The organism is Jiangella endophytica (genome assembly GCF_003427025.1).
Classification (GTDB): Bacteria; Actinomycetota; Actinomycetes; order Jiangellales; family Jiangellaceae; genus Jiangella; species Jiangella endophytica.
In genome coordinates this window covers 135,341-155,910 of the sequence record NZ_QVAI01000013.1, presented here as the reverse complement: position 1 = coordinate 155,910, position 20,570 = coordinate 135,341, and the positions used below count along the sequence as shown (strand labels likewise).

Annotated in this window: 20 protein-coding genes; 8 read left to right on the top strand and 12 right to left on the bottom strand. The window is 73.4% G+C overall.

Annotation, left to right across the window (positions count from 1 at the left end; genetic code table 11):
- Positions 1–17: 17 nt before the first annotated feature.
- Together DZA62_RS24045 and DZA62_RS24040 are read right to left on the bottom strand one after the other, a co-directional pair.
- The gene (locus DZA62_RS24045; protein ID WP_116951483.1) at positions 18–488 is read right to left on the bottom strand and encodes a hypothetical protein; all 471 of its coding nucleotides are present in this window, start codon (positions 486–488) and stop codon (positions 18–20) included.
- A gap of 306 nt (positions 489–794) precedes the next feature.
- Complete coding sequence (locus DZA62_RS24040) at positions 795–1,298, bottom strand: hypothetical protein (protein ID WP_116951482.1); 504 nt, start codon at positions 1,296–1,298, stop codon at positions 795–797.
- A 117-nt stretch (positions 1,299–1,415) separates the two neighbouring features.
- On the opposite strand from DZA62_RS24040, the gene dxs reads away from it, so the two are divergent.
- Together dxs and DZA62_RS24030 are read left to right on the top strand one after the other, a co-directional pair.
- Positions 1,416–3,332 (top strand): 1-deoxy-D-xylulose-5-phosphate synthase, encoded by a 1,917-nt coding sequence (dxs, locus tag DZA62_RS24035; protein WP_116951481.1) that lies wholly within the window; start codon positions 1,416–1,418, stop codon positions 3,330–3,332.
- Positions 3,333–3,335: 3 nt separating this feature from the next.
- Complete coding sequence (locus DZA62_RS24030) at positions 3,336–4,517, top strand: AI-2E family transporter (RefSeq protein ID WP_157987871.1); 1,182 nt, start codon at positions 3,336–3,338, stop codon at positions 4,515–4,517.
- A 649-nt stretch (positions 4,518–5,166) separates the two neighbouring features.
- Here DZA62_RS24030 and DZA62_RS24025 read toward each other — a convergent pair.
- Genes DZA62_RS24025 through DZA62_RS24015 form a run of 3 tightly spaced genes read right to left on the bottom strand, consistent with a single transcriptional unit; the run spans position 5,167 to position 9,246 of the window.
- A complete protein-coding gene (locus DZA62_RS24025) occupies positions 5,167–7,275 on the bottom strand; it encodes a 3-hydroxyacyl-CoA dehydrogenase NAD-binding domain-containing protein (protein ID WP_116951479.1) in 2,109 nt (702 codons plus the stop codon).
- On the bottom strand, positions 7,275–8,501 hold the full coding sequence (locus DZA62_RS24020; RefSeq protein WP_116951478.1) for a thiolase family protein: 1,227 nt from the start codon (positions 8,499–8,501) through the stop codon (positions 7,275–7,277). Before DZA62_RS24020 ends, DZA62_RS24025 begins: the two co-directional genes overlap by 1 nt.
- Before the next feature lie 22 nt (positions 8,502–8,523).
- Positions 8,524–9,246: a DNA alkylation repair protein gene (locus DZA62_RS24015; protein WP_116951477.1), complete on the bottom strand. Its 723-nt coding sequence runs from the start codon at positions 9,244–9,246 to the stop codon at positions 8,524–8,526.
- Positions 9,247–9,396: 150 nt separating this feature from the next.
- Between DZA62_RS24015 and DZA62_RS24010 the strand changes: the two genes are divergently transcribed.
- From DZA62_RS24010 to DZA62_RS24000, 3 genes are read left to right on the top strand one after another with little or no spacing between them, the layout of a single operon-like run.
- Entirely contained in the window at positions 9,397–10,806 is a 1,410-nt protein-coding gene (locus DZA62_RS24010) for a protoporphyrinogen/coproporphyrinogen oxidase (RefSeq protein ID WP_116951476.1), read from the top strand.
- A gap of 53 nt (positions 10,807–10,859) precedes the next feature.
- On the top strand, positions 10,860–11,510 hold the full coding sequence (locus DZA62_RS24005; protein ID WP_116951475.1) for a GNAT family N-acetyltransferase: 651 nt from the start codon (positions 10,860–10,862) through the stop codon (positions 11,508–11,510).
- A 3-nt stretch (positions 11,511–11,513) separates the two neighbouring features.
- Positions 11,514–12,104 carry an N-acetyltransferase gene (locus DZA62_RS24000; RefSeq protein ID WP_116951474.1) on the top strand — a complete coding sequence of 197 codons (591 nt, stop codon included), beginning with the start codon at positions 11,514–11,516 and terminating at the stop codon, positions 12,102–12,104.
- 78 nt (positions 12,105–12,182) lie between these two features.
- On the opposite strand, the gene DZA62_RS23995 is transcribed toward DZA62_RS24000, so the two are convergent.
- Both DZA62_RS23995 and DZA62_RS23990 read right to left on the bottom strand, forming a co-directional pair.
- A complete protein-coding gene (locus DZA62_RS23995) occupies positions 12,183–13,439 on the bottom strand; it encodes an HRDC domain-containing protein (protein ID WP_198664117.1) in 1,257 nt (418 codons plus the stop codon).
- Positions 13,436–14,038, bottom strand: a complete 603-nt coding sequence (locus tag DZA62_RS23990) for a DUF3000 domain-containing protein (RefSeq protein ID WP_116951472.1) — start codon at positions 14,036–14,038, stop codon at positions 13,436–13,438. The genes DZA62_RS23995 and DZA62_RS23990 overlap by 4 nt, the downstream gene beginning before the upstream one ends.
- Before the next feature lie 59 nt (positions 14,039–14,097).
- On the opposite strand from DZA62_RS23990, the gene hemE reads away from it, so the two are divergent.
- Positions 14,098–15,189 (top strand): uroporphyrinogen decarboxylase, encoded by a 1,092-nt coding sequence (gene hemE, locus DZA62_RS23985; RefSeq protein ID WP_408619520.1) that lies wholly within the window; start codon positions 14,098–14,100, stop codon positions 15,187–15,189.
- On the opposite strand, the gene DZA62_RS23980 is transcribed toward hemE, so the two are convergent.
- Positions 15,144–16,088 (bottom strand): DUF4349 domain-containing protein, encoded by a 945-nt coding sequence (locus tag DZA62_RS23980; RefSeq protein WP_116951470.1) that lies wholly within the window; start codon positions 16,086–16,088, stop codon positions 15,144–15,146. The genes hemE and DZA62_RS23980 overlap by 46 nt on opposite strands.
- Before the next feature lie 128 nt (positions 16,089–16,216).
- Here DZA62_RS23980 and hemG point away from each other — a divergent pair, with 128 nt between their 5' ends.
- Both hemG and hemQ read left to right on the top strand, forming a co-directional pair.
- Positions 16,217–17,683 (top strand): protoporphyrinogen oxidase, encoded by a 1,467-nt coding sequence (hemG, locus tag DZA62_RS23975; protein WP_198664115.1) that lies wholly within the window; start codon positions 16,217–16,219, stop codon positions 17,681–17,683.
- Positions 17,680–18,384 carry a hydrogen peroxide-dependent heme synthase gene (gene hemQ / locus DZA62_RS23970; protein ID WP_116951468.1) on the top strand — a complete coding sequence of 235 codons (705 nt, stop codon included), beginning with the start codon at positions 17,680–17,682 and terminating at the stop codon, positions 18,382–18,384. Before hemG ends, hemQ begins: the two co-directional genes overlap by 4 nt.
- 4 nt (positions 18,385–18,388) lie before the next feature.
- On the opposite strand, the gene DZA62_RS23965 is transcribed toward hemQ, so the two are convergent.
- From DZA62_RS23965 to DZA62_RS23950, 4 genes are all read right to left on the bottom strand, one after another.
- The gene (locus DZA62_RS23965) at positions 18,389–19,090 is read right to left on the bottom strand and encodes a hypothetical protein (protein WP_116951467.1); all 702 of its coding nucleotides are present in this window, start codon (positions 19,088–19,090) and stop codon (positions 18,389–18,391) included.
- A complete protein-coding gene (locus DZA62_RS23960; protein ID WP_116951466.1) occupies positions 19,087–19,590 on the bottom strand; it encodes a sigma-70 family RNA polymerase sigma factor in 504 nt (167 codons plus the stop codon). The genes DZA62_RS23965 and DZA62_RS23960 overlap by 4 nt, the downstream gene beginning before the upstream one ends.
- A 64-nt stretch (positions 19,591–19,654) precedes the next feature.
- Positions 19,655–20,140, bottom strand: coding sequence for a hypothetical protein (locus DZA62_RS23955; RefSeq protein ID WP_116951465.1), 486 nt, complete (start codon positions 20,138–20,140; stop codon positions 19,655–19,657).
- Between the two features lie 62 nt (positions 20,141–20,202).
- The gene (locus DZA62_RS23950; RefSeq protein ID WP_116951464.1) at positions 20,203–20,547 is read right to left on the bottom strand and encodes a cupin domain-containing protein; all 345 of its coding nucleotides are present in this window, start codon (positions 20,545–20,547) and stop codon (positions 20,203–20,205) included.
- Positions 20,548–20,570 lie beyond the last annotated feature (23 nt).

Here is a 20,570-nt window from a genome sequence, read left to right as displayed (position 1 = left end):
CGCGCGCCCGGGCGACGTCAGGCGGGTGGCGGCGGCGGAACCGGGTCCACGCGCTCGGTCGGCTCCTCACGGGCGCGCTGGCCGCGGCCCATGCCGATGATCCCGGCCAGGAAGACCAGCAGCGCGACGCCGCAGATCCAGACGCCGGCCTGCATGTCTCCCGACGACACCGACAGAGAGTCGTCGTTCACGGTCATGACGATCCAGAGCGCCAGCGTGGCGACGCCGATCAGCCACCCGAGTGTCAGGACGAACCGCGACAGCAGCACCGCACCGAGCACCCCGAGCAGGCCCACCACCGCGAGCGCCAGGGCCATCGAGTTCCAGTACGACGACGGCGTCCCGACGGGGGAGGTCTGGAAGAGCCGTTCGAGCGGTATCTCGGTGGCGTCGCGGCCGCCGAGCCAGTCGAGATACCCGCTGGCAGTGACGCCCAGGGCGCCCACCACGGCGATGACGGCTCCGGTGGCACGCTGACGTGTGGTCATGTGGATCGCCTCCTCGTCGAGGGTCCAGGCGACTCGTTCGCGGCCCCGCGCCGGGCGGCGCCGACCGCCATTCCACTGTGCCACGCACCCGAAACCCGTGCACGGCGGACTGACGAAACGCCAGGCCACGTCCGTCATGGTGACGTGCGGCCTGACGCCATGCCGCCGGGTCCGGGTACGGCGAGTCAGCAGGGCGCGGGGCGGGGCGCGGCGCGCCGGGTAGCGCCGCGGCCGGGGCTCGTCAGCAGCGTGCTCGCACCGTCGGGCGCGTCGGCCTCGGCGGCGCCCCTACAGCGCGGGTCGACGTCAGCTGTCGTCGTCGCCGTCGCCGAACATCGAGAGCGGGGCGTCGACCTCTTCCCGGCGTGGCCCCATCACGACGATGCCGACCACGATGGCCAGCAGCCCGATCGCGCACATCCAGACGCCCGAACCCACCCCGACCCCGGACGGCGCGTTGTCGGTCGCGTTGCCGATGGCCCGCATCAGGCCCCAGAGGGCGAGAGTCGCGACTCCGACCATCCAGGCCAGTCCGAGCAGGAACCGGAACCGCAACAGCGCGCCGAGCGCACCCAGCGCGCCGACCACGGCCAGCGGCGCCGCCACCGACGTCCAGTAGCCGCTCGCCAGCCCGGGGGCGCCGGTCTCGGCGAGATGCCTGATGGGCAGATCGTGCGGCGCGCGGTCGCCGTACCAGGCCAGGTAGGCACTCAGCGCGCACAGCAGGCTGCCGACTCCAGCGATGAGGGCTCCGGTGGACCGGCGTCCCAGTCGGCCGACCGGCCTCCACGCCCGTTCCTCGTGAGACACAGCGGAAGGGTAGTAGGCCGTGCGGTGCGCGCTCAACACAGACACCTGAACGTGATCGAGAGCCGTTCGCCCTCTAGACTCGGCAGTCAGCACCGGCGCGACTTGGAGGCAGCACGCGTGGGACTTCTCGACCGCATCAAGGACCCTCGCGACCTGCGGGCATTGTCCGATGACGAGCTCGAGTCGCTGGCCGCGGAGATCCGCGACCGGCTGGTGGCGACCTGCGCGTCCAACGGCGGGCACCTCGGACCCAACCTCGGCGTGGTCGAGCTGACCATCGCGGCGCACCGGGTGTTCGACTCCCCGCGCGACCCCATCGTCTTCGACACCGGTCATCAGGCCTACGTGCACAAGATGCTCACCGGCCGGCACGACTTCAGCCGGCTCAAGCAGGCCGGCGGGCTGTCCGGGTACCCGAGCCGGGCCGAGAGCGAGCACGACTGGGTCGAGAACTCGCACGCGTCGACGGCGTTGTCCTACGCCGACGGCATGGCCAAGGCGTTCGCCGTCCGCGGCGAGCGCGACCGTACCGTCGTCGCCTTCATCGGTGACGGCGCGCTGACCGGCGGCATGGCCTGGGAGGCGCTGAACAACATCGCCGACGGCCCGCAGACCGGTCCGGACCGCCGCCCGCTCGTCATCGTCGTCAACGACAACGGCCGCTCCTACTCGCCGACGGTCGGCGGGCTGGCCCGCCACCTGACCGGGCTGCGCACCGACCCGCGCTACGAGCAGGCACTCGACGTCGTCAAGCGGACGCTCGGCCGCACCGCGCTGGTCGGGCAGCCGCTCTACGACGCGCTGCACGGGGTGAAGAAGGGCCTGAAGGACCTGCTGGCCCCGCAGGGCATGTTCGAGGATCTCGGGCTCAAGTACATCGGGCCCATCGACGGGCACGACCGCGCGCAGGTCGAGCAGGCGCTCACGCAGGCCAAGCGGTTCCGCGGCCCGGTGCTGGTGCACTGCCTCACGCAGAAGGGCTTCGGCTACGACCCTGCGGTCCGCGACGAGGCCGACCAGATGCACAGCCCGCGACCGTTCGATCCCGCCACCGGCGCCCCTGCCGGCACGCCGGTGCGCGAGTGGACCGACGTGTTCAGCGAGGCGCTCGTCAAGGCTGGCCGGAAGCGGTCCGACGTCGTCGCCGTCACGGCCGCGATGCTGGGCCCGACCGGGCTCGAGCCGTTCGCGCGGGCCTTCCCTGACCGCTGCTTCGACGTCGGCATCGCCGAGCAGCACGCCGCCACGTCTGCCGCCGGCATGGCCGCCATGGGTCTGCACCCGGTCGTCGCGGTCTACGCCACGTTCCTCAACCGCGCGTTCGACCAGGTGCTGATGGACTGCGCGCTGCACAAGGCGGGCGTCACCTTCGTGCTCGACCGCGCCGGCGTCACGGGCAACGACGGGCCGTCGCACAACGGCATGTGGGACATGTCGATCCTGCAGGTCGTGCCGGGGCTACGGCTGGCCGCTCCGCGCGATGGCGAGCAGCTGGTCGAGCAGTTCACCGAGGCCCTCGACGTCGACGACGCGCCCACGGTCGTGCGGTTCTCCAAGGGTGCCGTCGGGCCGGACGTCCCGGCGCTGGAACGCATCGGCACCGTCGATGTGCTCGCCCGCGGCGAGACGCGCGACGTGCTGCTGGTCGCCGTCGGCGCGATGGGCAAGGTCGGCGTCGACACCGCGAAGCGGCTCGAGGCGCAGGGCGTCGGCGTCACCGTCGTCGACCCGCGCTGGGTCAAGCCGCTCGACGACGCGCTCGTCGACCTCGCCCGGCAGCACCGGCTGGTCGTGACCGTCGAGGACAACGGCCGGGTCGGGGGCGTCGGTTCGGTGCTGGCGCAGCTGCTGCGCGACGCCGGGGTCACGGTCCCGCTGCACGATCACGGGCTGCCCCAGCGCTTCCTCGAGCACGCCAAGCGCGACGAGATCCTGGCCGACGCCGGGCTCACGGCGCAGGATCTGGCGCGTGAGGTGTCCGGGCTGGTCGCGGCGCTCGACAGCACGCCGCACGACCGGACGACGACGGTGTGATCGGTGACTACCACCTCTTCCGGGCGCCGCCCGGACCCTGAATGGCTGCGGCCTGAATCCATCATCGCCGGGCGGCTGCTGATCATCGGAGTGGCCGTCGCCGCCGCGATGTGGCTGGTCCTGCAGGTGCAGTTCATCGCCACCGCGGTCGTCCTGGGCTTCGCCGAGGTCGCCCTGTTGTGGCCGCTGGCCCGCTGGCTGCGCAGCAAGCGAGTGCCGGCCGTGTTCGCGGCGCTGATGTGCGTGCTGCTGTTCCTGGCGTTCTTCGCTGGGCTGCTGGTGTTCGTCGTCACCGAGGTGGTCGACTCCTGGCCGCGCATGGTCAACGCGATCACCGGCTCGGTCAACGAGGTCAACAACTGGCTCGAGGGCGGGCCGTTCGGCATGGACACCCAGAACGTCCAGGACCTCCTGGGCGAGCTGCAGTCCCGCCTCGACGACGTGCTCGGCGGCGTCACCAGCGCGGCGGTCGGCGGGTTGTCACTGGTCGGCAACTTCGTCACCGTCATCCTCATCGCCACGTTCTTCGCCATCTTCGCGCTGACCAGCGGCGACAAGCTGTGGAAGCAGTTCGTCGGCGTGCTGGCGCCGGCTCACCGCGATCCTGCTGACGCCGCCTTCCGGGCGTCGATGCGCACCGCCGGCAACTGGTTCTACGCCTCGACCCTCACGGGTCTGGTCGACGGCGTGCTGATCGGCATCGGGCTGCTGATCCTCGACGTGCCGCTGGCCGTGCCGATCGGTGCGCTGACGTTCATCATGGCCTACATCCCGCTGGTCGGCGCGACGCTGGCCGGAGCGGTGGCGGTGCTGGTCGCGCTGTTCTCCGGCGGCTTCTCGACGGCGCTGTGGGCGCTGGTCATCGTGGTCGTGGTGCAGCAGATCGAGGGCAACGTGCTGTCGCCGCTGCTGATGTCGCGGGCGCTCAATTTCCACCCCGTCGTCACCCTGATCCTCACGACGGCGGCGGCTGCGGCCTTCGGCCTGGTCGGTCTGTTCCTGGCCGTCCCGGTGACGGGTGCCATCGTCGCGGCGGTCCTGGCGTGGAGGCGGGTCACCCGGGCGCGCGAGCTCGCCGAGAACGGTTCACCGCCAGATCCCGGCGACACCGGTCCACCGAGATCCGGCCCCTCCGCACCGCCGTCGGCCGACCCGTCCACGCCGCTGGAGTCGCCCTCCCTGTAAGCCCGCCGAGACGGTGTCGTACGCCGGGCGACGGCCGGTCGGGGTCACGGTTGGTCGGCGGGATGGTTGGTCCGGCGGGGCGGTTGGTCCGGCGGGATGGTTGGTCGAAGCGACGGCCGGTCGAAGCGACGGCTGCGCCGCGGGCGTGTCCTGGGCTCGGCGTCCGGGGCCGGCGTTCGCGGCGGGCGGTTGTCATGAGGCCTGCGCAACGATCCCTGTGTGGCGGTCGTCGGCCGCCCGAAACAGGCGAGGCCGTCGGCCGTCGCCGATCACGCTGGCGGCCCCGGGGGTGATCGCCGTCGGTGTCCGATCCGGGACCGCGCCGCGGGTCGCGGCGGGTCGCGGCGCGGGTCGCGGGCGCCGGGCATGGGACGACGCGTTCAACGCGGCGGCGGGCCCACGCGTTCGCTCAGCGCACGCCGCGCCGGTCACGTCGAGCGTCGAGAGGCGCAGGTTCCCAGCGCCCGGAACGAAGGCACGTCCATGATCATCAACCTTCTGCGTCGCCATCACGACACAGAAGGTCGATGATCATGGAACGGTCGCGGTATCGATGTGCCGGCCGTGGGGGAGACGGAACGGGCGACGGCGTCCGGAGCGGGTAGGGACCCGGGCCGGACGCCGTCAGGGTGAGGAGGAGCAGCGCGCGTCAGGTACGCACGACGCTGGCGACGCCGGGTGGGAGGAAGCGCCGGCCGGTGGCTCGTTCGGACACGCCGCTGCGATCGAGGTACGGGGTGATGCCGCCCAGGTGGAACGGCCAGCCGGCGCCGAGGAGCATGCAGAGGTCGATGTCCTGCGCCTCCGCGACCACGCCTTCGTCGAGCATGAGGCGGATCTCTTCGGCGACCGCCGCGAGGGCCCGCTCGCGCACCTCGTCGGCGGTGAGGGCGGCGGCACCCTGCTCGAACAGCGCCGCGGTGTCGTCGTCGAGGAACGGCTTGCCCTGCTCGTTCCACGACCAGATGCCCGGCTTGCCGGCCGCGACCAGGCGGCGCAGATTCTCGGACACCGGGAAGCGGTCGGGGTAGGCGTCGTGCAGGGTCTCGGCGACGTGGAGGGCGACGGCGGGGCCGACCAGCTGCAAGAGCACGAACGGCGTCATCGGCAGGCCGAGCGGCGCGAGCGCGTTGTCGGCGACGTCGAGGGGAGTGCCGTCGTCGGCGGAGCGGGTGATCTCGCCGATGAACCGGGTCAGCACGCGGTTGACGACGAACGCCGGGGCGTCCTTGACCAGCACGCACGACTTCTTCAGCGTCTTGCCGACCGACAACGCCGTGGCCAGCGTCGCGTCGTCGGTGGCGGTGGCGCGGACCACCTCGACCAGCGGCAGCACGGCCACCGGGTTGAAGAAGTGGAACCCGACGACGCGCTCGGGGTGCTGCAGCCCGGATGCCATCTCGGCGACCGACAGCGAGGACGTGTTGGTGGCGAGCACGCATTCGGGGGAGACGACGGCCTCGAGGTCGGCGAAGACCTGCTGCTTGACCTTCATCTCCTCGAACACGGCCTCGATGACGAAGTCGGCGTTTGCGAAGACCGAGGTGTCGGTGGAACCGGTGACCAGCGCGGTCAGCCGGTTCCGGGCGTCGGGCGAGAGCCGCCCGCGGCCGGCCAGCTTGTCGATCTCGGCGTGCACCCAGCCGACACCCTTGGCGACGCGCGACTCGTCGAGGTCGGTGAGGACGACGGGCACCTCGAGCCGGCGGACGAACAGCAGCGCCAGCTGGCTGGCCATGAGGCCGGCGCCGACGATGCCGACCTTCGTGACCGGCCGGGCCAGCGACGTGTCGGGCGCGCCCGCCGGCCGCTTCGCCCGCCGCTGAGTGAGGTCGAAGGCATAGACACCAGCGCGTAGGTCGTCGCCCATGATGAGGTCGCCGAGCGCTTCGTCCTCGGCCGCGAAGCCGTCGTCACGCGAGACCGTGCGCGCGGCCGCGATGAGCTCCAGCGCGCGGTACGGCGCCGGCGTGGCCCCGTGCAGCCGGCCGTCGGCGGCCGCCCGGCCACGCGCGACCGCGGCGTCCCACGCCGCCTCGGAGCGGTCCACCGGAGGCCGCGACACCTCGACGTCGCCACGCAGCACCTGGGCCGCCCAGTGCAGCGACCGCTCGAGGAAGTCGGCGCCGTCGAACGCGGCGTCGGCGATGCCCAGCTCGGCGACCTGCGGGCCGCGCAGCATGCGGTTCTGGTTGAGGGCGTTCTCGATGATGACGGTGACCGCGCGGTCGGCGCCGATGAGGTTCGGCAGCAGCCAGGCGCCGCCCCAGCCCGGGACGAGGCCGAGGAACACCTCGGGCAGCGCGATGCCCTGGGCCGCATTGGACACCGTGCGGTAGGTGCAGTGCAGCGCGATCTCGAGCCCGCCGCCCAGCGTCACGCCGTTGATCAGCGCGAACGTGGGCACCGGCCCGTTGGCGAGTTTGCCGAACACCCGGTGCCCGAGCTGCGCGAGGGCGAGGGCCTGGGGCCGCTCGGTGACCAGCGCCATGCCCTTGAGGTCGGCGCCGGCGGCCAGGATGAACGGCTTGCCGGTGAGGGCGACGGCGACGATGCCCGGCTCGGCGTAGGCGGCGTCGATGGCCCGCTCGAGGCCCAGCAGCGTGGCCGGGCCGAGGGTGTTGGGCTTGGTGTGGTCGTGGCCGTTGTCGAGCGTGATGAGCGCGGCCTTGCCGGCGCCCAGCGGCAGCTCGATGACGCGCATGTGCGACGTGGTGACGACTTCGTCGGGGAAGACGGTGGCGAGGTCGGTGGTCATCAGGCCGCGGCCTCCTCGGCGTAGTCGGCGTGGTGCGGGTTCTCCCAGACGACGGTGCCGCCCATGCCGATGCCGATGCACATGGTGGTGACGCCGTAGCGGACCTCGGGGTGCTCCTCGAACTCCCTGGCCAGCTGGTTCATCAGCCGGACGCCGGACGAGGCGAGCGGGTGACCGACGGCGATGGCGCCGCCGTAGGGGTTGACGCGAGGGTCGTCGTCGGCGATGCCGAAGTGGTCGAGGAAGGCCAGCACCTGCACGGCGAACGCCTCGTTGATCTCGAACAGCCCGATGTCGTCGATGCCGAGACCGGCCTTGGCCAGCGCCTTCTCCGTGGCCGGCACGGGGCCGACGCCCATGACCTCGGGCTCGACGCCGGCGAAGGAGTAGGAGACCAGCCGCATCTTGCCCGTCAGCCCGAGCTCGGCGGCGGCGTCGTCGCTGACCAGCAGCGCCGCCGTGGCGCCGTCGTTCAGGCCCGCGGCGTTGCCGGCGGTGACCCGTCCGTGCGGGCGAAACGGCGTCTTGAGACCGGCGAGGTCGTCGACGGAGGTGCCCGGCCGCGGCGGCTCGTCGGCCGTGGCCAGGCCCCAGCCCTGCTCGACGCTGCGGGTGGCGACGGGGACGAGGTCGGGCTGGACCTTTCCGGCAGCCAGGGCCGCCGCGTACTTGGCCTGGCTGGCCGCGGCGAACGCGTCGGCCCGCTCCTTGGACAGCTGCGGGAAGCGATCGTGCAGGTTCTCGGCCGTGCTGCCCATGACCAGCGCGGACGGGTCGACCAGCTTCTCGGCGATGATGCGCGGGTTGGGGTCGACGCCCTCGCCCATGGGGTGGCGGCCCATGTGCTCGACGCCGCCGGCGATGACGACGTCGTAGGCGCCGAACGCGATGCCGCCGGCCGTGGTGGTGACGGCCGTCATGGCGCCGGCGCACATGCGGTCGATGGCGTAGCCCGGCACCGACTTGGGCAGCCCGGCCAGCAGCGCCGCCGTGCGGCCGATGGTCAGCCCCTGGTCGCCGAGCTGGGTGGTCGCGGCGATGGCGACGTCGTCGATCCGCTCGGGCGGGACGCTCGGGTTGCGGCGCAGCAGCTCGCGGATGCAGTTGATGACGAGGTCGTCGGCGCGGGTCTCGTGGTACATGCCCTTGGGGCCGGCCTTGCCGAACGGCGTACGCACGCCGTCGACGAACAGCACGTCGCGAACAGGCCTGGTGGAGCGTGGCACGTGACCCTCCTCGAATCGGAAGCTACTCACGAGTAACAATACTCGGTGGGTCGATGTTACGCAGTGCCTCGCGGCGTGACAACGGCGACAGGTCGGCCTCGTGTGCGGCGACGAACGCGCGCACCCAGCCGGGGTCGGTCTTGGCGTACTCGCGCAGCGCCCAGCCGATGCCCTTGCGCAGGAAGAAGTCGTGATCGTGCGTGTTGGCCTCGACGGCCTCGGCCAGCAGGTCGACGTCGGTGGCGGCCTTGGCGCCGACCTGGCAGATGACGGCGGTGCGACGACGCCAGCGGTCGGCGTCGCGGGCCCAGCCGCGGACGACCGGAGCGGCCACGGCGGGGTGGGCGCGCAGCACGGGGCCGACGGAGCGGATGGCGATCTCGTCGACGAGGTCCCACCAGGCGCCGGTGACGACGAGGTGGTCGTAGAGGCCGAGGGTGTCCGGCTGCGTCGCGAACGCGGCGTACGGCTTCAGCTGCGCCAGCGTGACGGCGGCGTAGCGCTCTTCGCGGAAGTCGGCGCCGTCCCAGAGCTGCAGCACCGTGGCCCGCCAGCTGCCGGCGTCGCCGAGCCGGTGCGCCGCGAAGACCGGCTTGAGCGCCGCCGTGCGGACCGGCTTCGGCGCGCCGAGCATCGGCATGGCCGACTTCATGTAGGCGCGCATGGGCTCGGCGGCCGCGGGATCGGCGACCTCGCGCAGCGCCGCGCGCACGGCCTCGACGAAGGCGGAGTCGGCGGTGATCATGATCGCAACGGTAGGCGGCCGTACCGACACGACCGTGCTGACGCGCCCTCCGTCACACGAGGGGCGGCGACGTCACAGCCTGGATCCGTGACGTCGCGGGCGCGGTCGGCGGCGTGTCGCGGGGGCCGGTGTCGTTAGGCTGAGCCTCACATGACCGGCTCGTACGATCTCATCGTGATCGGCGCCGGGCCCGCCGGGCTCGCCGCCGCGTGGCGTGCTGCCCAGCGGGGCCTGAAGGTGACCCTGCTCGAGCGAGCCGACCACGTGGGTGGCCTGGCCGCGTCGTTCGAGGTGGGCGGGGTGCGGGTCGACCAGGGCTCGCACCGGCTCGACCCCGGCACGCCGCCCACGATCCTGCGCGACCTGCGCGCACTCCTCGGCGACGACCTCCAGCAACGGCGGCGCAGCAGCCGCATCCGGGTCGGCGACCAGTGGCTGGCGCTGCCGCTGCGGGCCGACGAGGTCGCGCGGCGTCTGCCGGCGTCGTTCCTGGCTCGTGTCGCGCGCGACTCCGCGGTGTCGAAGCTGCGGCGCGAGGAGGGCGACACCTACGGCGGACTGGTGCGCAACCGCGTCGGGCCGGCGCTGTACGAGTCCATCTACGGCCCGCTGGCCGAGAAGCTCTGGGGCATGCCGGGCGATCGCATCAGCGCCGACCAGGCCCGCCGGCAGACCGACCGGCTCGGCACCTGGCGGGTCGCCGCCCGGGCGCTGCGCCGCAGCCGCAAGCGGGGCACGTCGGCGACGGGCGGGGGCTACTACTACCCGCGCACCGGGTTCGGGCAGCTGGTCGAGTCGCTCGCCGACGCCGCGGTGACGGCGGGAGTCGAGATCCGCTGCGAGGCCGAGGTCGACCGCGTTCGCGTCACCGAGGACGAGGTCGAGGTCAGCACGCAGGACGGCGACGTCATCACCGGCGGGCTGGTGTTCTCGACGCTGCCGCTGCCCGTGCTGGCGCGCATCGCCCGCCCGGCGCCGTCGCTGACGTCCATCGAGTCGTCGGCGCGGCTGCGTTACCGCGCGAGCCTGCTGGTCTACGTCGTCCACCAGGGCGGCCGCTGGAGCCCGCACGACTCCCACGACATCCCCGACCCTCGCACGCCGGTCATCCGCATCTCGGAGCCGCCCAACTACCGCGACAACCCCGACGACCCCGTCGACCGGTCGGTCCTGTGCGCCGAGATCCCGTGCTCCATGACCGACGACGTGTGGGGGCTCGACGACGAGTCGCTGGCCGACCTCGTCGACGAGACGCTGGGGCTCACCGGGCTGCCGAAGGTGAACCGCATCCACGTCGAGAGCCGCCGCATCGGCCAGGTGCACCCCATCTACCGGGTCGGCTACGAGCGCGACCTCATCGACGTCGACACCTGGGCCCGCATGATCCGTCGCGTCGTCACGCTCGGCCGGCAGGGCCTGTTCGTGCTGGAGAACATCGACCAGGCGCTGCTCATGGCCTACGGAGCGGTCGACGCCATCCGCGACGACGGCCGGTTCGACCGGTACGCGTGGACGGTCGCCCGCGAGCGGTTCGCCCGGTCCGGCTACGTCGGCGGCTGAACCGGCGGAAATTCGCTGGCGACGCACCAGCTCGCCCGGGCAGACTGGCGGCGATGCTGATCGATCATCTCCCCGTCTTCGGGCTCCGGTTGCGCACTCCCAGGCTGGAGCTGCGGCTGCCGACGCACGAGGAGCTGGCCGAGCTGGCCGAGCTGGCCGCCGGCGGCGTCCACGCGCCGGGCCTCATGCCGTTCGGGACACCGTGGAGCGCGCTGCCGCCCGACCAGCTGGCCCGCCGGGTCATCCAGCGGCACTGGAAGACGCTGTCGGAGATCACCCCCGAGTCCTGGGCGCTGAACCTGGTCGTCTTCCTGGACGGCCACCCGGTGGGCGTCCAGGAGCTCGAGGCCGACGACTTCGCCATCCAGCGTGAGGTCCATTCCGAGTCCTGGCTGGGCCTGCGCCACCACGGACGGGGCATCGGAACGGAGATGCGCGCGGCCGTGCTGCACCTGGCCTTCGCCGGCCTGGGCGCCGGCGAGGCGGTGTCGGCCGGCTACACCGACAACCACGCGTCGCTGCGGGTGTCTCGCAAGCTCGGCTACGCCGAGAACGGCGTCGGCCGGGGGGTCTCGCAGGGGCGGCTGGCCTTCGAGCAGCGGTTCCGGCTGACCCGTCCGGCCTGGGAGCAGCACCGCAGCGTCGATGTGACGATCGAGGGTGTCGAGCCGTGCCTGTCGCTGCTGGGCGCGGAGAAGGGGTAGCCGATGACGCGTCTCGAGAACGTCGAACCGCCCAGCGGCCTGGTGACGGACGAGTTCGTCCTCCGGCCGATCCTGGCCACCGACGCCGAGCTGGACTACGCGGCCGTCATGGAGAGCCGGGACTACCTGCGCACCTGGGAACAGAGCAGCTGGCCCACGGACGACTTCACCGTGGCCGCCAACCGCGCGGACCTCGAGGGGCTCGAGCAGCGGCACACGGACCGCAAGGCGTTCACCTACACGGTGATGAACCCGGCCGGCACCGAGTGCCTCGGCTGCGTCTACCTCATGCCGACCGACGCACGGTCGTTCGCCGGGGCGCGCATCACGCCGGTCGGTGAGCACCGGTGGGACGACTACGCCGCCGCGGTCTACTTCTGGGTCCGGAAGTCACGGCTGGAGGCGCAGCTGGACCGGGTGCTGCTCGACGCGCTCCGGAGCTGGCTGGTGCGCGACTGGAGTCTCGGCGGCCATCTCGTCGTCACCAACGAGCAGTTCACCCAGCAGGTCGGCCTGATCGGGCAGACCGACCTCGAGCTGCGGTTCGAGGTCGAGGTACCCGACAAACCGGGCCGGTATCTCGCCTACGAGTAGGACCGCCCCTCACGTGGGGGGCGTGGGACGTGGATCCGGCGAGCATCGGCCGGTGCCACAGGCACCCGCCGCACGTGATCACCCCGCGGCGGGCGGCGGGGGCGCGTCGTCGTCGCCGGCCGGGGGCGGGGTGGGGTTCGCGAACGCCTCGGCGACGGCATCGGCGGTCAGCGCGATCTGCCACTCGCGGGCGCCGCGGGCGCGGAACACCTCGGCGACGGCCTCGGTGGTCGGCGGCGACGGCGGCTGCCACGCGGCCCGGCGCAGGGTGTCAGGGGTCAGCAGGTTCTCGACCGGCAGCTGGTTGGCCTCGGCGATCTCGGTGACGCGGGCGCGCGCGGCCGCCAGCCGGGCGGCGGCGTCGGGCTGGCGGGCGGCCCACGCGCGCGGCGGCGGCGGGCCGTCGTACGGCGCGGTCTGCGGCGGCAGCTCCTTGTCGGGCAGCGCGCGGGCGTCGGTGACGGCGCCGAACCAGCGCGACAGCTCGCGCCGCTGCGACCGGCCGCGATAGACCGGCATCGCCGACATCGCCTCGGCGCTGGGTGGCATGGCGAGCGCGGCGTCGACGATCGCGGCATCGGGCAGCACCCGGCCGGGGGAGAGGTCGCGCTGCCGCGCCAGATCGTCGCGCGCGTACCAGAGCTGACGGACGACGGCGAGGCGGCGGCGGTCGCGGACACGGTGCATGCCGGAGGTGCGTCGCCACGGGTCGGCGCGCGGCTCCTGCTGCGGCGCCGCGGCGATGGCGGCGAACTCCTCGTGCGCCCAGCCGAGCTTGTCGGCGTCGCGCAGCCTGCCCTCCAGTGCGTCGCGCAGCTCGATCAGCAGCTCGACGTCGAGGGCGGCGTAGCGCAGCCAGTCCTCGGGCAGCGGCCGGGTGGACCAGTCGGCGGCCGAATGGCCCTTCTCCAGCGCGTAGCCGAGCACGCTGTCGACCAGCGGGCCGAGACCCACGCGGGGGAGTCCGAGCAGCCGGCCGGCCAGCTCGGTGTCGAACAGCCGGACCGGCTTCATGCCGACCTCGGCGAGACAGGCGAGATCCTGTGACGCGGCGTGCAGCACCCACTCGGCGTCGGCGAGCGCGGTGCCGAGCGCGGACAGATCGGGGACGGCGATGGGGTCGATCAGCGCGCTGCCGGCGCCGGTGCGGCGCAGCTGGATGAGGTAGGCGCGGTGTCCGTAGCGGTAGCCGGACGCGCGCTCGGCGTCGACGGCCACCGGTCCGTCGGCGGCCGCGAACGCCGCGATCGTGGCCTTCAGCGTGTCACCGTCGGTGATGACATCCGGAAGGCCGTCGCGCGGCTCCAGCAAGGGAGTCGAGGCGTCGTCCGTCAACGGCTCCGCCTACGACGTGTGGGTGGCATGGCGACGACGCCGACCGGCAACGGCATCAGGCCGGCCGCCGTCGACAATGCGTCGCCCCAGGCCAGGGCGTGTGCGGTGAGATCGGGCTCGAGCGGCGTCCAGGACGCGCGGATCTCGACCTCGGCGCTGGCCAGCTCACCGGCCATGCCGCCGAACGCCTCGGAGGCGACGCGGGTGACGGTGCCGCTGGCCGCCGTGTACGGCGCGGACCGGCCGGCCAGCGAGTCGGTGATCCACGTCCAGCCGACGGCGAGCAGCAGCGGGTCGGCGCCCATCTCGGGCTCGAGGCTGGCCCGCAGGTACGTGACGAGGCGGAACTCGCCGTGCCAGGCCTCCTGGCCGGCGGGGTCGTAGAGCAGCACGAGCCGCCCGGTGGCGGTGGCGTCCTCGTCGCCCTCGTCGACGAAGACGTCGGCGCTGAGCGCGTGTGTGTGCGGTGCCAGCCGCTTCGGCGCAGGGGTCGTCTCGAGGCGCACCTCCCGCCGGAACTGGGCGGACGTCAAGGAACGCACGGCACGCTCGAAGACAGCCGGTACCCCCGGCTGGAGACCCTCGGTGTCCCTTGCCACAATTGGCAGACTAGGCCCGTTTGACGGTCACGTCAGGCAGGCACGCCCGCCATGCGACGATCAGTGATGTGACCGTGACCTTCGACGAGAACGCCGCCGCGCCCGCGGACCCGTCCGACAGCCTCTTCGTCCGCGCCTGCCGCGGCGAGCGCACGAGCCGTCCACCTGTGTGGTTCATGCGGCAGGCGGGGCGCTCGCTGCCTGAGTACCGGCGGCTGCGCGAGGGCGTGCCGATGCTGGAATCGTGCACCCGGCCCGACATGGTGACCGAGATCACGTTACAACCGGTCCGCCGGTACGGGGTCGACGCCGCCATCTTCTACTCCGACATCGTGGTGCCGCTGCGCGCGGTGGGTGTCGACGTCGACGTCAAGCCGGGGATCGGCCCGGTGCTGGGCAGTCCCATCCGCACGCGCGCCGATCTCGACCAGCTGCGACCGCTCGAGCCCGGCGACGTCTCGTTCGTCGACGAGGCCGTCCGCGCGCTGGTCGGCGAGCTGGGCGGCACGCCGCTGATCGGCTTCGCCGGCGCGCCGTTCACGCTGGCCTCGTACCTCGTCGAGGGCGGTCCGTCGAAGAACCACGAGGTCACCAAGGCGCTCATGCACAGCGACCCGGAGCTCTGGCACGAGCTGCTCAGCCGGGTCGCCGGCATCTCCGCGATGTTCCTCGACGTGCAGGTGCGGGCCGGCGCCAGCGCCGTCCAGCTGTTCGACTCGTGGGCCGGCGCGCTGTCGGCCGCCGACTACGCCAAGTTCGTACACCCGCACAGTGCCGAGGTCCTCGACAGCGTCATCGACGTGCCGCGCATCCACTTCGGCGTCGGGACGTCGGAGTTCCTGCCGCTCATGGCGTCGGCGGGCGCCGACGTCGTCGGAGTCGACTGGCGGCTGCCGCTGGACGAGGCCGCGCTGCGGGTCCCGGGCAAACCGCTGCAGGGCAACCTCGACCCCGCGCTGCTGGGCGCGAACTGGTCGGTCATCGAGCGCGAGGTGCACCGCATCGTGGCCGAGGGCCGGCGGGCGCCGGCGCACATCTTCAACCTCGGCCACGGCGTGCTCCCGACCACCGACCCGGACGTGCTGGCCCGCGTGGTCGAGACCGTTCAGGCAGCGGGCGGGCCGGGGACCGGGGTGGCCGCCGGCGCCTGATCCCGTCGCCGCCGGACGACCCGGTAGGCGGGGACGCCGATCAGCGCGGCCAGCGCGGCGAACGGCAGCACCGCGCCGAGGGCGGTCAGGAACCCGCTGCCGACCGTCACGAACGCGTCCCAGCCGCCGGCCAGCCCCGCCAGGAAGCCGCCGTCATCGTCGTCGTCCTCCTGCGGCGGCTCCTCACCCGTCTCGTACAGGTGCAGGGTGACGGTGGCCATCGCGGTCAGCCCGGCCAGCTGCTCCTGGCGGCTGAGCAGCGCGTCGAGGTCCGCCTCGCGCGTCGCCAGCTCGGACTCGATGCTGACGACGTCCGTGAGCTGGCTGGCGTCGGCCAGCAGGGCGCGGATGCGGGTGATGCTGGCGCGCTGCGACTCGATGCGCGACGCGACGTCGACGACCTCCTGGGTGACGTCTTCCGTGCCGCGGCTGCGGTTGGTGACGTCGCCGAGCGTCTCCAGTTCGGTGACCGACTGCTGGTGGCCGTCGGACGGGATCTTCAGCGTGAGGACGGCGTTCTCGTCGCCGCTGACCTGCTCGTCGGCGACGAAGCCGCCCGCGGTCGTCGCGATGGCGGCCGCCCGGTTCGCCGCGGCGACGACGTCGTCGGTGCCGATGGCGAGGTCGATGGTGTAGATGATGGAGCGGCCGTCGACGACCGAGGCGATGTTGGCGAGTGCGCCGCCGTCGCTCTGCGCGGCGTCGGCCGCGTCGTCGCCGCCCTCGGGTGCGCCGTCGGGCGCGGCCGCGTCGCCGTTGCTCTCGGCCGGTGCCTCGGCGGCCGGTACGTCGGCCGAACCGCCCGCGGAGTCGGCGCCGCCGTCGTCGCCGCCGCAGCCGGCCAGTGCGAGCACCGCGAGCACCGTGATCGTCGTGCCGAACGTCGTCCGTCGTGTCATGACGCCTCCCGAGGTCGGTGTTGCCTGTTTCGACGCCGCCTCGCCCGGCGGGGTTGCTGATGGGCCGGTCACGATCGGGGAACGACCTGGTCACGGGCGTGGGGTCGGCGCGTGCGATGCTGGGGCGTGTGAGCGGTGCGCGGGTGGCGGTCGTCGGTGGCGGGATCAGCGGACTGGCGGCGGCGTGGTTCCTGCGGCAGTCGCTCGGGCCCGAGGCGCAGATCGTCGTGCTGGAGAAGCAACCGGTCGTGGGCGGTCACCTGCGGGTGTCCGACGTCGCGGGGCTGCCGGTCGACGAGGGTGCCGAGTCGCTGCTGGCGCGACGGCCCGAGGCGGTCGAGCTGGCGCGCGCGGTGGGGCTGGGCGACGACATCGTGCACCCGGCCGCCGTCGGCGCCGGGCTGTGGAGCCGCGGTTCGATCGTGCCGATGCCCGCCGGGACGGTGATGGGCGTGCCGGCCGACCCCGCGCGGCTGGCCGGGGTCCTGACAGCGGGGGAGGTGGCGGCGGCGATCGCGCGCGACGCCTCGCCTCCGGGGCTTGCCGTCGACGAGGACGTGGCGATCGGGCGGCTGGTCCGGTCGCGGTACGGCGACGCCGTGGCGGACCGGCTGGTCGAGCCGCTGCTCGGCGGCGTCTACGCGGGGCGGGCGGACGAGCTGTCCCTGGACGCGACGGTGCCGGCGCTGGGGGCCGCGGTGCGGACGGCACGGACGCTCGGCGAGGCGGTCGCGATGGCGGCGACCCGGCCGGGCGGGTCGCCGGCGGGCGCCGGGTCCGGTACGCCGGCGTCCTCCGGTTCCGTCGGCACTCCTGGGCCGGTGTTCGCCGGACTGGCCGGTGGTGTCGGGCGGTTGCCGGGCGCGGTGGCGGCGGCCTCCGGCGCGGAGGTGCGGACCGGCGTGACCGTCCGCTCGATCGAACGGACGCCGAACGGCTGGCGGCTGGTGACCGGGCCGGTCCCGGCGCCGTCCGTCCTCGAGGTCGACGCGGTCGTGATGGCGACGCCGGCGGTGGCGGCGGCCCGGCTGCTGGCGGAGGCGGCCCCGGCGGCCGCGGCGGAACTGGGCGCCGTCAAGGCCGCCAGCATGGCCATCGTCACGCTGGCACTCCCAGCGGACGGCTTCCCGGCGGCGCCGTCGTCGTCGGGGTTCCTGGTGCCGCCGGTCGAGCGGCGCACCGTGAAGGCGGTGACGTTCTCGTCGGTGAAGTGGCCGTGGCTGGGCGAGCGGGCCGATGGGATGGTGCTGCTGCGCGCGTCGCTGGGGCGCTACGGCGAGACCCGTGACCTGCAGCGCGACGACGGCGAGCTGGTCGCGGCCGCGCTGGCCGACGTCCGGGCGGCCACGGGCTACGCGGGCGGCGTCGTCGACTCGCGGGTGACGCGGTGGGGCGGGGCGCTGCCCCAGTACGCCGTCGGGCACCTGGACCGGGTCGCGCGCGTGCGGGCGGCCGTCGACGCGGTGCCGGGGCTGGCCGTGTGCGGCGCGGTGTACGACGGCGTGGGCGTGGCGGCCTGCGTCGGGGCGGCTCGCGCCGCCGCGGGGAGGGTGGCCGCGTCCCTGTCGGAGCGGCGTGCCAGGATCGACACATGAGCGACACCGCGTCCGCGCCGAAGGCCCGCGAGCTGAACCAGGTCATCCGTTACACCATGTGGTCGGTGTTCCGGCTGCGCTCGCCGCTGGGCGCCACGTCGCGGGCCGACCTCGCCGACGAGGTGACGGCGCTGTTCGCCGAGCTCGCCGCCAAGGACGTCGTGGTGCGGGGCACCTACGACGTCGCGGGGCTGCGGGCCGACGCCGACCTGCTGATCTGGTGGCACGCGCCGGCCATCGAGGACCTCCAGACGGCGTACCACCGGTTCCGTGGCACCGCGTTCGGCCGTCAGCTCGACCCCGTCTGGTCGCAGGCCGCGCTGCACCGTCCGGCCGAGTTCAACAAGAGCCACATCCCGGCCTTCCTCGCCGACGAGGAGCCGCGCGCCTACGTGTCGGTGTACCCGTTCGTGCGCTCCTACGAGTGGTACCTGCTGCCCGACGCCGAGCGCCGGCAGATGCTCGCCGAGCACGGCCAGATGGCCCGCGAGTACCCCGACGTCCGGGCCAACACCGTCGCGTCGTTCTCGCTCGGCGACTACGAGTGGATCCTCGCCTTCGAGGCCGACGAACTCCACCGCATCGTCGACCTCATGCGGCACCTGCGCGCGTCGACGGCGCGGCGGCACGTGCGCGAGGAGATCCCGTTCTACACCGGCCGGCGGCTCGCGCTACCCGACCTGGTGGCGGCACTGCCGTAGCCGGTCAGAGCTCCACGGCGAAGGGTCCTCCGTACAACGTCAGGTCGACGCCGTCGTCGGTGGTCATGCCCCAGGCGACGTACGCCTCGTAGCCACGGCCCATCGGCACCGGGCCGCGTGGCTGGTCCACCGGCTCGCCCGGGACACAGCGGTACCGGTAGAGCACCAGATCGTCCGTCAGGCTCTCGCCCGGCTCCAGTTCCACCGTCCTGACCATGGGGTGGACGGGCTCCTGCGCGCTGACGCGGCCGCCGCCGGGCTCGGCCAGGACGATGCCAGGGCCGTCGCCCGTCGAACCGGCGACGACCTCGTCGCCGGTATTGGTCACCGTCACGGTGCCCAACGAGACGCCGTCACCGCCCACCGGGGTGGGCGCCCGCAGCTCGACGGTCAACCGCAGGGGGCCGTCGGGCGCGGGACCTCCGGTGGTGATCGGGTCGCCGCACTCGCCGAACCGGAACTCCCGCTGGCCGGGTGCCGACGTCGCGACCGGCACGTCCTCCGCTTCGGGCCCGCCGCCGAAGCCCGGCACCAGCGTGGCCACGGCGGCGCCGGCCGCTGCGACCGTCAGCGCCATCGCACCACCCGCGGCGGCCAGGCGGCCCCGCCGGCGCCGGGCGATACGGCCACGGAGCCGCTCCACGTCGATCGCGCCGTGGCCGGGGCTCTGCGAGGCCAGGTCGTCGAGGCGGGTTCGGAGCGTCATCGCAGGCCCTCTCGTGTGTCGCTGAGCAGCGGTTCGAGGCGGACGCGGGCGTCGCTGAGGTAGCGCTTCACGGCGCCGGCGGTCAGTCCGAGCAGGTCGGCGACCTGCGCCACCGTGAGGTCCTCGTAGTAGTGCAGCACCACGCAGGCCCGCTGCCGCGGCGACAGCGTCGCCAGTGCGGAACGCAGATCGGTCCCGTCGACGACGGCTCCCTCCGGCCCGTCGGACGAGTCGCGGACGGCCACCAGGTGCCGTACCCGCGCCCACCGGCCCGACCGTCGCCGTCCGTCGATGTGGATGGTGAGGATGGCCCGCCGGACATAGGCCTCCGCTGACTCGAGCGTCAGCCCGCGAGTCGTCCGGCCGAAGGCCCGCAGCAGCGCCTCCTGCACCAGGTCGGCCGCCTCCGCGGCGTCGCCGGTCAGCAGGTAGGCCTGACGGAGCAGGGCCTGGCCGCGGGTCGTCGCCAGGTCGGTGAAGACCCGCTCCCAGCTCGCCATCCGCCACCTCCGCCTCTCACCACCTAGGACGAACGGCGGGCCGGTCCGGTTGGGTGGGCGCGGATCAGCGCAGGTCGATCCCGACCGGTCCGGCGTACAGCGCGATCTCGGGACCGTCGTGAGGCCGCAGGTCCCAGCGGACGTAGACCTGGTGACGTCCCGGCGCCAGGGGCTCGTCGTCCGGGTACGGCATGCCCGGCACGTGCGCCGGGTCGCTGGGCGCGGGGTCGCACTGCCGCAGCGCCGAGTGCAGCTCCGAGGTCAGCGACTCGCCGGGCGCCAGGTCGACCGTCACGTTGACGGCCGGCATGGCGCCGGGCTCGGTGACGACGACGCCGTCGCGGGCGATCCAGACCGTGGCGGCGGGCCCGCTCATCCCGGTGATCCGCCGGTCGCCGGTGTTGGTGACGGTGAACGTGCCGAGCGGCCCGCGGTGGTCGCGGGCATAGTGGTCGGCGAGCCGCACCGTCAGCTCCAGCGCGGCGTCGGGGGCCGGGCCGAGCATGGTGACCGGACTGCCGCAGCGGCCCGCGCGGAAGGCATGTCGCACGGGCGGCACCGTAGCATCGACCCCGGTCACAAGGGGTGGGGCGGACACCGCCGCCGACGAGCTCAGTGTGCCGGGACGGAGACGCAGACGAGCAGGGTGTCGTCCAACGCCTCCACCCTGCCCGGCGACTGCTCCGGCACCTGGACGAAGTCACCCGCGCGGACCACGACGTCCACGCCGTCGCCGCTGATCCGCAGCGCGCCGCGCAGGACGACCCACACCTCCTCGTACGGCGCCGGCAGGTCCGCGTGCTCGCCACGACCGAAGGACGCCGAGTAGGCGCTCAACGGTCCGCCGTCGGTCTTCTCGACCGCTGGGGTGACGAAGATCCGGCGATCGCCGAACCGGATCGTCCGGTCGTTCGTCGCCGTGCCGAACGCTCGTACCGAGGGCGTGGTCTCGCTCATGCCAGGTGCTCCATCTCCGTCGT

Excerpts from the sequence above, each read along its gene's own strand:
- DZA62_RS24045 (WP_116951483.1), bottom strand. The coding sequence starts at position 488 with ATGACCACACGTCAGCGTGCCACCGGAGCCGTCATCGCCGTGGTGGGC.
- DZA62_RS24025 (WP_116951479.1), bottom strand. The coding sequence starts at position 7,275 with ATGACCACCGACCTCGCCACCGTCTTCCCCGACGAAGTCGTCACCACG.
- DZA62_RS24015 (WP_116951477.1), bottom strand. The coding sequence starts at position 9,246 with ATGATCACCGCCGACTCCGCCTTCGTCGAGGCCGTGCGCGCGGCGCTG.
- DZA62_RS24010 (WP_116951476.1), top strand. The coding sequence starts at position 9,397 with ATGACCGGCTCGTACGATCTCATCGTGATCGGCGCCGGGCCCGCCGGG.
- DZA62_RS24005 (WP_116951475.1), top strand. The coding sequence starts at position 10,860 with ATGCTGATCGATCATCTCCCCGTCTTCGGGCTCCGGTTGCGCACTCCC.
- DZA62_RS24000 (WP_116951474.1), top strand. The coding sequence starts at position 11,514 with ATGACGCGTCTCGAGAACGTCGAACCGCCCAGCGGCCTGGTGACGGAC.
- DZA62_RS23980 (WP_116951470.1), bottom strand. The coding sequence starts at position 16,088 with ATGACACGACGGACGACGTTCGGCACGACGATCACGGTGCTCGCGGTG.
- hemQ (WP_116951468.1), top strand. The coding sequence starts at position 17,680 with ATGAGCGACACCGCGTCCGCGCCGAAGGCCCGCGAGCTGAACCAGGTC.
- DZA62_RS23965 (WP_116951467.1), bottom strand. The coding sequence starts at position 19,090 with ATGACGCTCCGAACCCGCCTCGACGACCTGGCCTCGCAGAGCCCCGGC.
- DZA62_RS23960 (WP_116951466.1), bottom strand. The coding sequence starts at position 19,590 with ATGGCGAGCTGGGAGCGGGTCTTCACCGACCTGGCGACGACCCGCGGC.
- DZA62_RS23950 (WP_116951464.1), bottom strand. The coding sequence starts at position 20,547 with ATGAGCGAGACCACGCCCTCGGTACGAGCGTTCGGCACGGCGACGAAC.